The organism is Pseudomonas sp. ES3-33 (assembly GCF_000952175.1).
Classification (GTDB): domain Bacteria; phylum Pseudomonadota; class Gammaproteobacteria; order Pseudomonadales; family Pseudomonadaceae; genus Aquipseudomonas; species Aquipseudomonas gregormendelii.
This window is the reverse complement of record NZ_JZRI01000124.1, coordinates 70905-86185: the sequence shown is the minus strand read 5'-3', so window position 1 is coordinate 86185 and position 15281 is coordinate 70905. Positions and strand designations below refer to the sequence as shown.

Annotated in this window: 14 protein-coding genes and 1 pseudogene; 5 read left to right on the top strand and 10 right to left on the bottom strand. The window is 53.5% G+C overall.

All coding sequences use genetic code 11. The annotated features are described in order from the left end of the window. Positions 1–179: 179 nt before the first annotated feature. Positions 180–1052: a sterol desaturase family protein gene (locus UB23_RS21280; protein WP_019816994.1), complete on the bottom strand. Its 873-nt coding sequence runs from the start codon at positions 1050–1052 to the stop codon at positions 180–182. 158 nt (positions 1053–1210) lie between these two features. Here UB23_RS21280 and UB23_RS21275 point away from each other — a divergent pair, with 158 nt between their 5' ends. Beyond that, the gene (locus UB23_RS21275) at positions 1211–2104 is read left to right on the top strand and encodes a cation transporter (RefSeq protein ID WP_032872266.1); all 894 of its coding nucleotides are present in this window, start codon (positions 1211–1213) and stop codon (positions 2102–2104) included. A gap of 56 nt (positions 2105–2160) precedes the next feature. Here the strand turns inward: UB23_RS21275 and UB23_RS28825 are convergent, their stop codons facing one another. The 3 genes from UB23_RS28825 to UB23_RS21265 all read right to left on the bottom strand — a co-directional run bounded on the left by UB23_RS28825 (position 2161) and on the right by UB23_RS21265 (position 5604). Further along, a complete protein-coding gene (locus tag UB23_RS28825; RefSeq protein ID WP_225568928.1) occupies positions 2161–2754 on the bottom strand; it encodes a helix-turn-helix transcriptional regulator in 594 nt (197 codons plus the stop codon). A gap of 143 nt (positions 2755–2897) precedes the next feature. Then, complete coding sequence (lspA, locus tag UB23_RS21270) at positions 2898–3401, bottom strand: signal peptidase II (RefSeq protein ID WP_019816991.1); 504 nt, start codon at positions 3399–3401, stop codon at positions 2898–2900. Between the two features lie 130 nt (positions 3402–3531). Further along, positions 3532–5604 carry a heavy metal translocating P-type ATPase gene (locus UB23_RS21265; RefSeq protein ID WP_232392676.1) on the bottom strand — a complete coding sequence of 691 codons (2073 nt, stop codon included), beginning with the start codon at positions 5602–5604 and terminating at the stop codon, positions 3532–3534. A 913-nt stretch (positions 5605–6517) separates the two neighbouring features. Between UB23_RS21265 and UB23_RS28820 the strand changes: the two genes are divergently transcribed. Continuing rightward, the gene (locus UB23_RS28820) at positions 6518–6925 is read left to right on the top strand and encodes a MerR family transcriptional regulator (RefSeq protein ID WP_019816989.1); all 408 of its coding nucleotides are present in this window, start codon (positions 6518–6520) and stop codon (positions 6923–6925) included. 290 nt (positions 6926–7215) lie between these two features. Here the strand turns inward: UB23_RS28820 and UB23_RS30880 are convergent. From UB23_RS30880 to UB23_RS21240, 5 genes and pseudogenes are all read right to left on the bottom strand, one after another. Beyond that, positions 7216–7439 (bottom strand): annotated as a pseudogene (locus UB23_RS30880) (hypothetical protein); the annotation flags it as partial. Positions 7440–7512: 73 nt separating this feature from the next. Further along, on the bottom strand, positions 7513–8451 hold the full coding sequence (gene copD / locus UB23_RS21255; RefSeq protein WP_019816987.1) for a copper homeostasis membrane protein CopD: 939 nt from the start codon (positions 8449–8451) through the stop codon (positions 7513–7515). A 3-nt stretch (positions 8452–8454) separates the two neighbouring features. Then, positions 8455–8838 (bottom strand): copper homeostasis periplasmic binding protein CopC, encoded by a 384-nt coding sequence (gene copC / locus UB23_RS21250; RefSeq protein WP_024014909.1) that lies wholly within the window; start codon positions 8836–8838, stop codon positions 8455–8457. Positions 8839–9197: 359 nt separating this feature from the next. Then, a complete protein-coding gene (locus tag UB23_RS21245) occupies positions 9198–10586 on the bottom strand; it encodes a heavy metal sensor histidine kinase (protein WP_019816985.1) in 1389 nt (462 codons plus the stop codon). Then, positions 10586–11272 carry a heavy metal response regulator transcription factor gene (locus tag UB23_RS21240; protein WP_019816984.1) on the bottom strand — a complete coding sequence of 229 codons (687 nt, stop codon included), beginning with the start codon at positions 11270–11272 and terminating at the stop codon, positions 10586–10588. Before UB23_RS21240 ends, UB23_RS21245 begins: the two co-directional genes overlap by 1 nt. Before the next feature lie 204 nt (positions 11273–11476). Between UB23_RS21240 and UB23_RS21235 the strand changes: the two genes are divergently transcribed. From UB23_RS21235 to UB23_RS21225, 3 genes are all read left to right on the top strand, one after another. Then, positions 11477–11830 (top strand): co-regulatory protein PtrA N-terminal domain-containing protein, encoded by a 354-nt coding sequence (locus UB23_RS21235; RefSeq protein ID WP_024014911.1) that lies wholly within the window; start codon positions 11477–11479, stop codon positions 11828–11830. 157 nt (positions 11831–11987) lie between these two features. Continuing rightward, positions 11988–12521 carry a cupredoxin domain-containing protein gene (locus UB23_RS21230; RefSeq protein ID WP_019816982.1) on the top strand — a complete coding sequence of 178 codons (534 nt, stop codon included), beginning with the start codon at positions 11988–11990 and terminating at the stop codon, positions 12519–12521. A gap of 180 nt (positions 12522–12701) precedes the next feature. Next, positions 12702–15059: a heavy metal translocating P-type ATPase gene (locus UB23_RS21225; RefSeq protein ID WP_024014913.1), complete on the top strand. Its 2358-nt coding sequence runs from the start codon at positions 12702–12704 to the stop codon at positions 15057–15059. A 20-nt stretch (positions 15060–15079) separates the two neighbouring features. On the opposite strand, the gene UB23_RS28815 is transcribed toward UB23_RS21225, so the two are convergent. Beyond that, entirely contained in the window at positions 15080–15280 is a 201-nt protein-coding gene (locus UB23_RS28815) for a DUF1289 domain-containing protein (RefSeq protein WP_019816980.1), read from the bottom strand. Position 15281: the final 1 nt, after the last annotated feature.

Genomic DNA, 15281 nt, shown 5'->3' with positions numbered 1-15281 from the left:
TTTCGGGTAAGAGCTTCGTTCGCGCATGGAAATCCTGACGTTAAGGGCGATCGCGTCCGCTTAAAAATACGCGGACACCATCGCCCTTAATGCTGGAGTTCGGAAGGTGTGTTGGCTGGACGCTTACCCTACAACACATGGCAGTAAATGCGCGAATAGGCGTTTCGTGGTACGCAACTTCAGATCATATGGTTCTGAGGCTTGCGCCTAAACGGCGCGATTAGCTGCGCACGATAGCCTGTTGGAAAGTCTCGCTCTTTTAGCCCTACCTGCGCATCACCGAGCTTGTTTGCTGCGTCATAGAAGGTTCCAAATAGGTGATCCCAAATAAGTAAAAACTCTCCGAAGTTGACCTGGGCATCTTCGAACTCTCGCTTATGGTGCCAGCGATGTGTCTCGGCGACTCCAATCACGTTGCGTAACCAGCCCAACGAGTAGTCCAGGTTCGAATGCTGGAAGGCTAAATGAACGGTCAAGATGCTGAACCAAGTCGCGATAACGGCCGACGGCGCACCTGAGGCGAGCAGAACCACCAGCCCCGGTCCGGCCATTAGCGCCGCATGCAGCGGATGTCTGCGCTCCCCATTCATCCAATAAAGGCGATCAGCGCTGTGATGAATCATGTGCATACGCCACAGCCAATGCACCCGATGGCTGATGCGATGCATGACATACAGGCTTAAATCGAGGACGGTTGCGACCAGAACCAGCTGTAACCAGAGGGGACTCTCGCTGGGAAAAAGGCGAACTGATGCCGGCACCGCATCGCCAAGCTTGGCGAGGACTTCAGCAGTGAACTGAATGACAGAAAGGTTGACCAGCATATGCAATAAATCGGTCGAGGTGTCTTGATGATCTTCGAGCCAGGATTGACGAAAGGGTTGGAATTGCTCCAGCGCGGCGATCGTGAACAAGCTCACAATAGCGATCAGGAGTGTTGTGGGCCATGGCGGAATCCCGGTGTAAAGCGCCCAAACCATGAACGCAGCGGTGCCACCAAATATGAGCGGATAGCTCATCCAACGTATGACGTATCGGAAAATAATGATCATCGCTCACCTCCTTTTAGGAAGCGAAGACGATAAGTCACAGGCTGGCGTTTGGATTGAACGAAAGAGCTACAATCGAATGATGAATATCCTCGCTTGACCTTATAGCGGCTAGAAGGTTTGTAATCGACAGGATCAAGTGTATTTAGAGGAGCGGCCCCATGAGTTCGTGTGACAAATCCTGTGGCTGTGGCCCGGCTTCAGCAGGCCCAGAAGCAGCAGCTAAGCCATTAAATGAAGGGACATGGATCAGCAAATTTTCAGTACCAAAAATGGACTGTCCTTCCGAAGAACGGATGATCAGACTCGCGCTGAATGGCTTGCAGGAAATAGCTTCACTTTCTTTTGACCTATCCGGTAGACAGGTGAGTGTTTTTCACGAAGGGGCCGTAGAGCAGATCGCTACCAAGTTGGAGTCACTTGGCTTGGGGGCAAGGCTATTAGATACGCAGCCCATCAGCCCAGAGTCCGTATCAGCCAACAGTGCCAATGAAGAGCAAAACGCTTCAAAGGAAGCCAGCACATTAAAAATATTGCTCGGCATCAATGGTGCAATGTTTCTCGCCGAAATGAGTGCTGGCCTGATTGCCCAATCGACGGGGCTGATTGCCGACTCGCTGGACATGTTTGCTGATGCGGCCGTTTACGGGCTGGCCCTCTTTGCGGTCGGCCGCAGCGCGGGAATGCAAGTACGTGCAGCACACCTGGCAGGTATGTTTCAGATCATTCTAGCTTTGGGTGTGCTTTTGGAAGTTGCTCGACGCTTTCTCTATGGCAGTGAACCTGAATCGATGCTGATGATGGGGATAGGCGCCGTCGCGCTGGTGGCAAACGTCACTTGCCTGTGGCTGATCTACAGCCACCGCGAAGGAGGAGCACACATGAAAGCGAGTTGGATTTTCTCAGCCAACGATGTGATTGCGAACGTTGGCGTAATCGCTGCAGGAGCATTGGTCGCTTGGACAGGGTCTCCGTACCCAGACTTGGTGATTGGTACGGTCGTTGGCCTGATCGTTTTGAACGGCGCACGTCGAATCCTGGCTCTAAAAGCTTAACTATTCCAATCGGCGAGCGGCCTGTAGCTAAGGCCGCAAGCCTCTAACCTAGTCGCTTAATGCAAGCTCACTTCGGCGAGCGCCGATGAGGGATCTATACCCAACAGCGAGCGAAAGGTTCTGGAAAAGTGGGCTGAGTCGGAGAAGCCTGACGCGTGCGCAGCGGTGGTTATAGGTTCTCCGGATGCCAGATGTCGAACAGCTTGGGTCAGTCGTAGCCATTTAGCATAGCTACGCAGCGGCAAACCGGTTTGTTCCACGAACCAATGCGAGAATCGAGTTGGGGACAGGTGTACCAGTGCTGCCAACTCTTCACGTCGTACCATGCCCTGGTAAATGGCCGTGCTGACTATTGCCAGGCGAGGATCGGCGACTGGAGGTGCATCGGTTATCTGTAGGGCTTTTCGCACTGCGGACCGAGTGTCTCCCGCGCCTGCCTTCAAGGAGTCAGCAATTAGTGCGGCGTCAGCCGGGGCGATATTGATCGGAATCGGCGTCATGGTCTTCGGCAAAACCTGGCCCTCTTCTGCCAAGACGTCCAAGTAGATTGAAACGATGAGGGCTCCGCTGATTCGATGCCGAACACCGGCTGGAATAAACACTGCAAACTCGGTGTGCTGACGCGGCAGGCATTCCACTGTTACAGGCACGTCGATACCTATAGCTATTTGGTGAGCCTGATGCTGATGCCAATCTTGATGACCAGCATGCCCAGCAAAAACCGCTAACCCAGGCGTTAGCCATGCGCGACCAGACCACCTTAGGACACGTACTGGAAGGTGGCGCTCCATCGTCAACGTTTGCTTGGCGACGCGGGGCTAATCACGCTTATGACCAATAAAAACGATGCGCCGCTGACAATACATATATCTGCGAGATTAAACGCGGGCCAGTGCCAGCCTTGATAGTGAAAATCCAGATAGTCCACGACAAAGCCTCGCAAAGAACGGTCGATAAGATTGCCAACAGCCCCACCCAAAACGAGACAATAGCCCAAGGCTTCGCTCCAGTGACGTTCCCGTTGAAGGATCGCGACGAGCGTCAATGCTACGGCTAGCGCAACAACAACGAAAAGGTAACGCTGCCAGCCTCCAGCGTCAGCCAAGAAGCTGAACGCGGCGCCGGTATTGCGTGCATGCACTATGTTGAAAAATGAGCCTACGGCGACCGATGAGCCCAGCTCATAAAGGTGCTCGACGCCAAGCTTTAGACTTTGATCGATCAACGCCAGGACCGCTGCAATTCCCCACCACAAAGTAGGCGGCTGTACACGAGCTGTCATTGGGAAACCGTTCATTGGCTATTCCGTAGTAACCGTTCCAGTACATCTGAAACTGGTATTTTTTGAAAAGCACTGACTCTTGCTCGTGCGGTATCACCCACTGGGATCCAGGTCTTGGAACAGCAAAGCAGGCATCGTGTCCGTATCATTTGCGCAGCAAGCGCAGGCCATTCAGTACTACCAACAGGCTTACCCCCATATCCGCGAATACCGCCATCCACATCGTAGCGTGACCAGTGAGCGTAACGGCTAGGAAGATGGCTTTAACGCCCAGCGCGAGCGCAATGTTTTGCGTAAGTACTGCTCCGGTCTGGCGGGAGAGACGAATGAAGGCAGGAATCTTGCGCAAATCATCATCCATGATTGCTACGTCAGCAGTCTCGATCGCCGTATCGGTGCCAGCTGCCCCCATCGCGAAGCCCACATCAGCCCGAGCAAGCGCAGGGGCATCGTTTATTCCGTCACCGACCATGCCGACGGTGCCTTTATGATCGATCAAGGCTTCGATGGCTTTGAGCTTATCGATCGGTAGGAGATTGCCCTTGGCCTCGTCAATGTTTACCTGCGCGGCAATTGCCAGCGCGGTATGTGGGTTGTCCCCTGTCAACATCACAGTCTTCACACCTAACGCGTGAAGCTCCTCGATTGCGGCTCGGCTGGTGGCTTTTACCGTATCGGCGACTGCAAACAACGCCAGCGCCCGTTTGTCATCGGACAGAATGACTACAGTTTTCCCTTGCCGCTCAAGGTGGCCCAGGGCGGCTTCGGTATTAGGTGAGCAGAACCCCAACTCCTCCAACAAACGATGGTTACCCAACTGGTAGCGCTTACCCTCGATCTCGCCGCGGACCCCTCGGCCCAGCAGCGCTTCGAAGTTATCCACTTCCAGCAACCGCAGCGATTGCTGGGCCGTTTGTTTGGCAATAGCCCGCGAAACCGGATGATCCGAACGTTGGGCAAGGCTCGCGGCGGCAATGCGATAATCTCTAGATAATCCATCAGCTAGAGGCAGGAAATCGGTCTGTACGGGCTTGCCATGGGTAATGGTCCCAGTTTTATCCAAGGCCAGATGGGTGATCTTGCGACCGCTTTCCAGGTACGCCCCGCCCTTGATTAAAATGCCTTTTCGCGCCGCTGCCGCGAGGCCGCTTACAATGGTCACCGGGGTCGAAATCACCAGTGCGCAAGGGCAAGCGACTACCAGAAGCACCAGCGCCCGATAAATCCAGTCAGCCCATAATCCGGCCATAAACAGGGGCGGGAATATCGCAACGGCAAGGGCGAAGAAAAACACCGATGGCGTATAAACCTTGGCGAACTTATCGACGACCCGCTGGATCGGGGCGCGTGAACCTTGGGCTTCCTCCACAGCATGAATAATCCGGGCCAGTGTCGTATTGCTGGCCTCAGCCGTCACGCGGTACTCGAAGGAACCGGACTCATTGATCGAGCCGGCATAAACAGGGTCACCGACAGCTTTCTCGATGGGCAAGCTTTCCCCGGTGATAGGGGCTTGGTTTACGGTAGAGTTGCCGGAGATCACGTTGCCATCCAGACCAATGCGCTCGCCGGGGCGAACTCGAACCAAGGAGCTGATCTGGACGGTTTTGACATCTACGTCCAGCCAACTGCCGTCTGCCTGGCGCACCGTTGCATGATTTGGGGTCAAGTCCATCAGTCCTTTGATCGCATTGCGTGCACGATCCAACGACTTGGCCTCAACCAATTCGGCAACAGTAAATAAAAACATGACCATCGCCGCTTCTGGCCACTGCCCAATCAGGACCGCTCCCGTCACCGCAATGCTCATCAACGCGTTTATGTTGAGATTGAAATTTTTGAGAGAGATCCAACCTTTCTTGTAAGTCGCGGGCCCGCAGAGTGCTACCGAGATTAAAGCTACAGCAGCAATCACCCATTCGGGGGCTGCCTGGGTGAAATGCAAAATTTCCGCGCCTACCGCAGCAATACCAGACAGCGCTAACGGCCACCAGGTGCTTTTGCGCAGTGATTCAGCTTCAAACTGGCTTTGCTGCTTATCCGCGCCTGGTACGTCGACCGCGCCATTCAACGGTTCCGCCTGCATACCAAGCGATGACACGGCCGCTTCGATTCCCAGGGTATGTGGCAATTCGTGCCAGACACCTAGAGTACGGTTCATCATGTTGAATTCCAATTTCTGAATTCCAGGCATCTTTGCAAGCTTGCCCTCAATCATCGCCTGCTCGGTAGGACAGCACATTTGCCCAATCCGGAAACGACTCAAGCGAGCCGTGTCGTTGACAACGGCTGATGACACTTTGGATGCGCACGCGCTTGGGCCATCCGTTCCAGATGCAGAGCAACATGCATCGGTAACAACCGAGGTGGTGGGCTCGTTCGGTTCGGTAGGTGGATATTGAGAAGATGTCGGAGATGAAGTGGAGCAGCTTGTCTTTCCGCCGTTGCCTCCAGCAGAGCAGCCATCCGCACTTTTGGTTGTTGAAAGCGCAGGATTCACGTCCGAGGTCTTAGAAGAACAGCAACTGGTAGTTCGATCTCGATCGGTTTCGTCTTCACCCGATGTTGCGGAAGTCGCACAGCAGCTCCCGGATGCGACAGGGTCAAAAACGTCCACGCCCGCTGGCTTTTTTGGTGCTTGCTCGTCACCGCAACAGTTTTTCATGAGAACGCTCTCCGCTTTTCATGGCGAGAGTGAACACCTTATAGCCCCTATAAGGTCAAGAGATTCTTCGATGCCTTAAGGCATCCACCAGCGACCATTCATGTTCAACGTGATCACAGTGAGTAAGTGGCCGGTAGTAGATAGGAAATGCTGCTTCCCCTCGCGCCTACGGTGTTGGCATCAACGGCGTCCTATTTCGTGACGCTAATATCAGGCGGCATCCCGTCCTCACAGCAAAGCACACAGGGCACTTGCCCTATGCGGCGGCCGACGAGCAGCACAGAAGCTCTGCTACGAAGGTAAGCAGCCATGTGCAGAGCAAAGCGTCCAAACTCGAGTTGAAGAGATCGGCGGGGAGGGTTTTCATCGATCAGAGGCCTGGCGATCGGTAGAACGGTGAGCAAGGATTTGCTTGTTGCCTGACGCGAGTAGAATGAGGATTCCAGCAACTATAGGGTCAAGAGAAATGAATGCGCCCACGTACACGATCGGTGCCTTGGCGAAGCTGACCGATACCAAAGCCGTAACCATCCGCTATTACGAGCAGTCAGGGCTGCTGCCTTCTGCTGGAAGATCACCGTCGGGTTATCGCTTTTACACAGATGAAGAGCGCAACCGGCTGCTGTTTATCCGTCGCAGCCGCGCGCTTGGGTTCAGCGTCGATGACATTCGCGATCTACTCGGCCTGGCTGACCGACGCGACGCTTCCTGCGCCGCTGTGGATGCGAAAGTGCAAGGGCAACTCCAACAAGTTCGAATCCGTATTCAGGACTTACGAGGTTTAGAAGCCGAACTGACACGACTGAGTGTTTGCTGCCACGGTGGTGTTATAGAGCAATGTCGCATCATTGAATCATTGTCGAATCGTAGTTAACGCGGCAAAAGACTCCATGTGCGTAGAGATTGTACGAGGTGAGAATCGTCATTGTGCAATAAAGTCCGCTATCTTGGTTTATTTCAGGATGCGTGCCTTAGGATTGTCCTGTGGTTCGCAATTTTGCCATCCCATTAAAACCGCATGCGGCGACATGTGGGAAAATCGATGGTAATAGCTCTAAGTTAACCGTGCTCAGTTATCATTATTGAACCACCGACACCTCCGTGCTTATTAAATTTCTGACGCAAAGTGCTTAACCGTGCGACAGGGTAAATTCATTGCCGCTTTGAAATGTGCAGCTTACCGCCTGTTTTGCACCCTTGCTCGGCTTACGGGGTTCACCGAGTTCGGGGGACTTCATGTCACGGCGGCAGCGTTGGCCCATGTTGTCATCCGCCATCCAAGGGTTTCATTGGACATGGCTCTCCGGCGCTTGAACACCCGCCATCCCGCTGAGGGGAAGCGCCAGGCTAATCAGGAAAATCAGGCAAAGCCGTAGACAGCGTGTCATGGGCTGAAGTGTAGCCAGTAGAAATGGTGCTAACAATCACGCTCCAGGCTTCTGGGTTAGCTGCCAGAAACCTCTATTGCGCGCTCATTTCCATTTCAGGACTTAGCGTGCCTAACCATGCGACAAGACAGATGATGAGGATTGCCATCAGGAATTCGAATTTCATGCTGCGGCGCAAGGCATTGACCGCTACAGAGTATTGACCATTGCGAACCGAGCGCTCCAATAGCGGGCTTAAGTGAAAGCGGTTCAGCGTCGCTAAAACGATCATCCCGGCAAAGAGCAGGATCTTCAAAAACAGCAACTGGCCATAGGTACTGAGCATGACCTCATCAAGGTTGGGACCGACGATGAAAAGGTAATTTACTACTCCCGTAACGCTTATGATCGCAACAATCACACCGCCGGCCGACTCAAAGCCAGTCAGCACGCGGGCAAGAATACGTGCTTCCTCCTCACCCTTCAGCGATTTCAACCGTAGCAGTAGAGCGAAGGCCGCTAGAGCACCCAACCAGCCACCTGCCGCTAATAAATGGAAAATGTCGCTGAGAAAATGCCAGTAGCGGCGGCTGCCTTCGTCCATGGCACCATGCCCCGTCCAGGCTAGCGTGGCCAACGCGATTGCTCCACAGACGGTGACGATCCAGAGGCTGGGTGTCGGATATCGTTTATTCAACGCGACGCCCAGAATTGCCCCCACCAAGGCGGCTATCCGAACCATCCAGGTCAGCCCAACGTCGGTGCCCATGATGACCATTTCAAAAATGTGGTGATGTAGCTCCATAAGCTCCGATACACCGCTCATTGCTTTTGCAAGCAACAACATCGCAGCAAGGGACAGAACTACACCTGCAACAGAAGTACCGTAGAGAAGCGACTCAAAGTTCAAGACCGTGCCCGATACCCTTTCCTTTCCCCTGAGGCTGTACAAGCCAAATATGGCCAGTCCAAATAACAACATCAGGTCAAAATAGAGAGCAAAGCGAACCACGATATTTAATGAGTCGCTCATGGATTATTTCACTTTGAATGAAAAGTTGCCGGTGATCGGGTGGGTGTCCGAAGACACTGCACGCCATTCAACTTTGTAGGTGCCGGTGGTCAGCGGTGCAGCCGGCGTAATCACCATGGTTTTCGGATCACCACCAGCAGCGACGGCGGCCTTTACACCCATGGGTGAGTTAGGCATGCCTGGCATGTCGGTCATGATCAGCTTTGCACCGGAGAACTGAGTGGTGAGATTCTCAGAAAAATGCAGTTCGATTTTCGACGGAGCCGCCGCATCCGAGCCTTCTGCCGGAGTGGAAGAAAGTAGTTTTGGATGTGCCTGGGCCACTGCACTCAGAAGCAAACCAGCAGTGATTGCAACAGCCACGGACGTAGTTTTAAGGAATGACATGCAAGACTCCTCACAGCAAGCGCTGTTGATTCGAGGTTTTTTGGGAGGAACTAGTTTTTAATTTCTTTAAAAACCACTGTTGATTAACTTGGAGCCCCCGTCCTCTTCGCCAGGTTGAACAGGAGAAACTCGCTAGCCCTAACGTCACAGTGCGAGAACACGATGCCACACGATCACAAACTGTTCGATTACATTTCAGTCAGCTTGATCCGATGTTTGGCATCTAATCGTTGAGCGTAGCAAGACCTGGAAAAGACACGGCGTACCGCAGGACAGGGGAGCTCAATCACTTTGAAAAATCCGCAGAGGCGTAGCAAACGCAGAACGCCAAGACGTCGTTGGTCCCAATGTTTTGTCGCTCAGCTAACCGTGGAATCGACGGCCGGAAACTCAAGATGAAAAGCCGTTTTCCCGTCGCCTGACGTACACCAGATCTTGCCATTGTGCGCTTCGACAATTGATCGGGTAATTGACAGACCTAGCCCTGCGTTGCTCGGACTTCCTTCTCGCCGCGCTGGGTCCACGCGATAAAAACGATCAAACAGCTTTTCAAGGTGTTCGGGGGCAATGGGCTCACCATAGTTTTCCACGACAACCGTTACCGACGCATCCTTGTGCTGAATATCGACACTGATTGACGTCCCTTCATAGGTGTAGCGCAGCGCATTTGAGAGCAGATTGGAAATCGCTCGGTGGAGCATAAGAACATCACCTCGCACGCTCCCCCGTCCTGAAACCTTGAGCTCGATCCCTCGTTCATCAGCCAACAGGCGGTAGTACTCAAGCAATTTTTCCACGACAGCCACCAGGTCTATTGGCTTGCTCTCGTGCGTAATTAGACCATTGTCAGATTTCGCCAGAAAAAGCATGTCATCAATCATCCGGCTCATGCGCTTCAAGTCATCAAGATTGGAGTACAAATTGTCTTCGTAGTCCTCGATGTTTCTTTTTCTCGAAAGCACCACTTCAGTGTGGGTCATCAAGTTGCTCACGGGGGTCCGTAGTTCGTGGGCAATGTCTGCCGAAAAGTTGGATAACCGGACAAATGCATCGTCGAGCCTGGATAACATGGCGTTGAACGACAACACCATCTGTTGAAGCTCTTTCGGAACGGGTGCCAGGGGAATACGCTCCTTGAGTGATTTTGCTGACATGGAGGCAGCAACCCATGTGACCTGGCGGATAGGCCGCATGCCACTGCTAGCTACCATCCAGCCGAGTGCAGCACTGACCAATGCGCTGATCACCAACCCTATCCAAAACCATCGTTCGAGCGTCTCGAAAAAGGACATATGCTGCGTAACGTCAAAAATCAACATGACAGTTAATGGCCTTTCTTGTCCCGTCACTACGGATTGCGCAGTCACACCACGGAACATCTGCTCTTGCTCCCGCCATTCCCAGACGGTTGTGTTTGTGGTTGTTCGAAACGCCTTCGGAACGTCGACCGGGCCGGGATCCGCAAACAGCACCTTGCCGTCGCCATCGATGATAAGCGCAGTCAAATCACGGTGTGCGCCCAGCAGCGCTTCTAACTCCGGTTTAGCCTCGCTGAATTGATCGATGTTGCTCAGCCCGGACAAGATCCGCTGGGTCGAGTGGAGTTTTTCGTACAATGCCTGCTGATCCAGCATCTTGAAATGATGCCGGCTGAGGTTATTGAAACTGAGTCCGGCGACCGTGAGCACGGCCGTTACCGCGAGCATAAACATCAGACTCATACGAGTCGTCAGGGACATCCGGTTCATCACGACTCCGAATCTGGTGCATCGAGCATGTAACCCATTCCCCTTGAGGTATGAATCAACTTGACCTCAAAATCGTCGTCTATCTTGGCCCTGAGCCGTCTCACTGCAACCTCGATAACGTTGGTATCGCTGTCGAAGTTCATATCCCAAACCTGGGAGGCGATAAGAGACTTTGGCAGCACCTCCCCTCGACGACGCAGCAGAAGCTCAAGCAACGCGAACTCTTTGGCCGTAAGGTCTATGCGTTTGCCTCCTCGGATGGCTCGACGCTTGAGCAGGTCCACTTCAAGGTCAGCCAGTTTCATAAAGGTTTGCGAAGGTGCGCTGCTACCGCGACGCAGCAGCGTTCTGACTCGAGCAAGCAATTCAGAAAACGCGAAGGGTTTGATCAGATAGTCATCCGCACCGAGTTCAAGTCCCTTCACTCGGTCTTCAACGCGGTCTCTGGCGGTGAGAAAAAGCACCGGGACGTCTTTCCCGGAAGCGCGCACCTTCTGCAGGACTTCCCAGCCATCCAAACCCGGCATCATGACGTCGAGAATCAGCAGATCATAGGCTTCGCTCAAAGCGTGCTGAAGCGCCTCTTTTCCATTCGTGAAACGGTCGACATTGAACCCGGCCTCGTTGAGCCCTTGCTGCAAATAGATACCTATTTTTGGTTCGTCTTCAGCGACAAGAAGTCTCATGAGGTCGTTCTCAGATAAAGGTTAAGCGGAGTCTGCAACGAAAACTGGCAGCCAACCAGCAACTGACAGAAAAGTAATCTTGGCTTCAGGTAGATGTCAGCGAGTGCTGGCTAGGGTTCAGACATGAGCACTTCATTGGTGCTCGACCGACCTCTGAGCGATGAATCGTATGGAAGTCGGATTCCCTCATGAGGAGCTACCCCGATGAACCACCTGAAAATGCTGTTTTTTGTAAGCTCGATACTGGTCTCGGCTTCTGTGTGGGCTGAAAGCGGCGGAGATCGTGTGATTGAGCGTATGGAAGGTTTGCGCGACAAGGCCGAGGCCACGTTGATGAAAGCTGAACAAGCCCCTGAAGGAGAGCGTCACGTCCACATGGCAGAACACATGAAGATGCTTGGCGACATCATGAGCCAGCTCCACAACGATCACCCAGATGCCTCAATGTCACCCCAACAGCATCTAGCCTGGATGGAGAAGCACGACAAAATTGTTGACGACGTTTTGCGCCAGATGCAGCGCGAGCACAAATTGATGCTTTCAGAAAACCATCAATAAACGCCCCCAGGATAAGTACTTGTCAGCATCTTGTTGCGGCGTCAATTGGACGCCGTATCTATTTAGAAAACTGACAAAGAAGTAATGCCCAAGTCAGTTAGCTGGCAGCTGAGCATCATTAGCATAGCCAATGTTCCCACGTATTCCTGAGGTCACCATGAAAACTACGCTCGCTACCCCGTTCATCGCAGCAATGACCCTTTTTTTCGCTGCTACGGCTATGGCTAATGCTGGGCATGGACAAGACGACATAGGCCAGCCTGGTGTGGCCTCTGACGTTACCCGCACTGTAGAGGTCGAGATGGGCGACATTTTTTTCAAGCCTAAAAGCATCGACGTAAAACCTGGTGAAACAATCCGCTTTGTCCTTCGCAACGAGGGTTCGCTGCTGCATGAGTTCAACATCGGCAAAGCCGCTGCTCATGCAGCACACCAGAAAGAAATGGCAAGCATGTTCAAGAACGGAACATTAAGCCCTACCGGTACCGGGAAGATGAGCGGCATGAGCCACGGCATGGGCGGAATGAAGATGGTCGCAATGGAGCATGACGACCCTAACAGTGTCCTGATTGAGCCTGGCTCAACCCAAGAGCTGATCTGGACCTTCAACGACAGTGCAGGGCTTCAGTTTGCCTGCAACGTGCCGGGGCATTACCAATCGGGAATGGTCGGCGAATTTGATCTGAAATAAACCGGAGTCGGCTGTTTCTGCCGGCCCGACGCAAGAGTTGGCTACGCTAAGTCGCAAGTAACATAGCAACGCTTCTCAGCCGGGGTCCGTGCGGAAACATCACCGCACCACTGTGGAGCCGCAAATCAGCGTTGTACTGAATATGCTCATTTCTAGTAGCACCTTACAAGGGGAATAGACATGCCTACCACCTCTGGCCATCACGACCATAATCACACCCATGCTGCTTCCCGGGATGATGCTGATCTACATGACCCGGTGTGTGGAATGGCAGTCACTTCGTCGAGTAAATTTGCTGAGACTTACCAAGGACAGACGTATCGGTTCTGTAGCCTGAAATGTCAGGAGAAGTTTCGAGCGGACCCTGAGCGCTACAGTGGCCACGTGGTGCGCAACGAGTCAGGCAGCACAACGCCGGAGTCTGCGGTACAAACGGGCACTGAATTTACGTGCCCGATGCATCCTGAAATACGGCAGACCGGCCCCGGTAACTGTCCTAAATGTGGCATGGCACTAGAGCCTGTCATGCCGGCGCTTGATGAAGAAGAAAATCCTGAACTCCGGGATTTCAATCGCCGCTTCTGGTGGTCGCTGCCCTTAACCGTGGTCGTAACCGTGCTCGCGATGGCGGGTCACTCGTTACAACTTCTTCATGGTTCGGCTCAAAACTGGATCGAGTTCGCTCTGGCGACACCCGTGACCTTATGGGCAGGATGGCCTTTTTTTGTAAGGGGACTGGCCTCGGTTAAAAATCGCAGTCCCAACATGTGGACTCTGATTGGGTTGGGCACCGCCGCAGCTTATCTGTACAGCGTCATAGCAACGCTCTTCCCCCAAAGTTTTCCCTCCAATTTCATGCAAGATGGACGTATCGGCGTTTACTTCGAAGCGGCAGCGGTCATCATCTCGCTCACGTTGCTTGGCCAGATCCTTGAGCTCAAAGCCCGATCACAAACTTCCGCCGCCATTAAGTCTCTTCTCGGCCTTTCGCCCAAAACTGCACGCCGGATCAATGCCGATGGCCAGGAGGAAGACATTCCTCTCACACATGTGCACCTGGGAGACCACTTACGGGTCAGACCGGGTGAAAAGGTGCCAGTTGATGGTTCGGTACTTGAGGGTGAAAGTGCGGTGGATGAGTCGATGCTCACTGGCGAGCCAGTCCCGGTAATGAAGAAAGCTGGAGATAGCCTGATCGGCGCCACGCTGAATACGCATGGGAGCCTGGTGATGGAGGCCCAGAAGGTCGGTGCCGAAACCATGCTGTCCCAGATCGTACAGATGGTCGCGAGAGCTCAGCGTTCCAAGGCGCCGATGCAACGAATGGCCGACTCGATTGCCGGCTACTTCGTGATGGGTGTTATCGCGATTGCGATAATGACATTTATCGGTTGGGGGCTTTTCGGCCCTGAGCCCAGTTGGGTGTTTGGTCTAATCAACGCTGTCGCCGTGCTGATCATCGCTTGTCCCTGTGCGTTGGGACTTGCTACGCCTATGTCGATCATGGTGTCGACAGGTAAAGCAGCCAGCATGGGTGTTTTGTTCAGAGATGCCAGTGCAATTGAAAGCCTTTGCAGAATCGACACGCTGATTGTCGACAAGACAGGCACCCTGACAGAGGGACGGCCCGTGTTTCACAGCGTGGAGGCCACTCCCACCTTCAATCCCGACGACGTCCTTCACCTGGCTGCCAGCCTTGATCAGGGCAGTGAGCATCCTTTAGCACATGCGATCGTCGATCACGCCCGAGCCGAGAACATAAAGCTCACCAAGCCCGAATCCTTTGAGTCGGATTCGGGTATCGGCGTCAGTGGCGTTGTCGATGGCAAGAAGCTCCAGCTGGGGAACACAGCGTTGATGGAAGCCGCAGGCGTGAGCACCAACTCCCTACAAGAGCGCGCTGAGGTGTTGCGACTTGACGGCATCAGTATTATCTACCTCGCCGTCGACGGCGCATTGGCAGGTTTGTTGGCCGTATCAGATCCGATCAAGCCAACCTCAAAAGAGGCCGTCACCAAGCTTAAGGCTCACAACGTGAAAATCATCATGGCTACTGGGGACGGGCTTACTACCGCTCGGGCTGTCGCCAGGGAGATGGGGATTGAAGAGGTCCACGGTGAAGTCAAACCCCAAGACAAGGAACGTCTGGTGGCAGACCTACAGCAACACGGGCGAAAAGTGGCCATGGCAGGTGACGGTATCAACGATGCTCCGGCCCTGGCGCGAGCAGATGTGGGGATAGCCATGGGAACGGGGACTGACGTGGCGATGAATAGCGCGCAACTCACGCTGGTCAAAGGTGACCTGATGGGGATCTTACGAGCACGAGCTCTTTCGGTCGCCACAGTTAAAAACATGCGCCAGAATTTGGGCTTTGCTTTTCTCTACAACTCAATGGGTATACCTCTTGCCGCTGGTTTGCTCTATCCATTGACGGGGCACCTCCTGTCGCCAATGATCGCTGCCATAGCCATGAGCGTCAGTTCCGCGTCGGTAGTTTTCAATGCATTGAGGCTGAGGAATACCCGAGTTGACTGACCTTCAAAATTGCAGCGGTTTTAACTCGGGGGGAATGGCGATCCATGTGCTTTCTTCAATCCCTTTAAGCGCGCATTCGCCCTTTGCACAGCGGCCATTTTTTCGGGCCGCTTCATGCGCTTCCACTTTCTGATGTCTTCCTTATTCCGCCCGCAGCTCACACACAGATCACCACTGAGTTGGCAAACCGAGATACAAGGATTCTCGATTTCTTTTGCCATG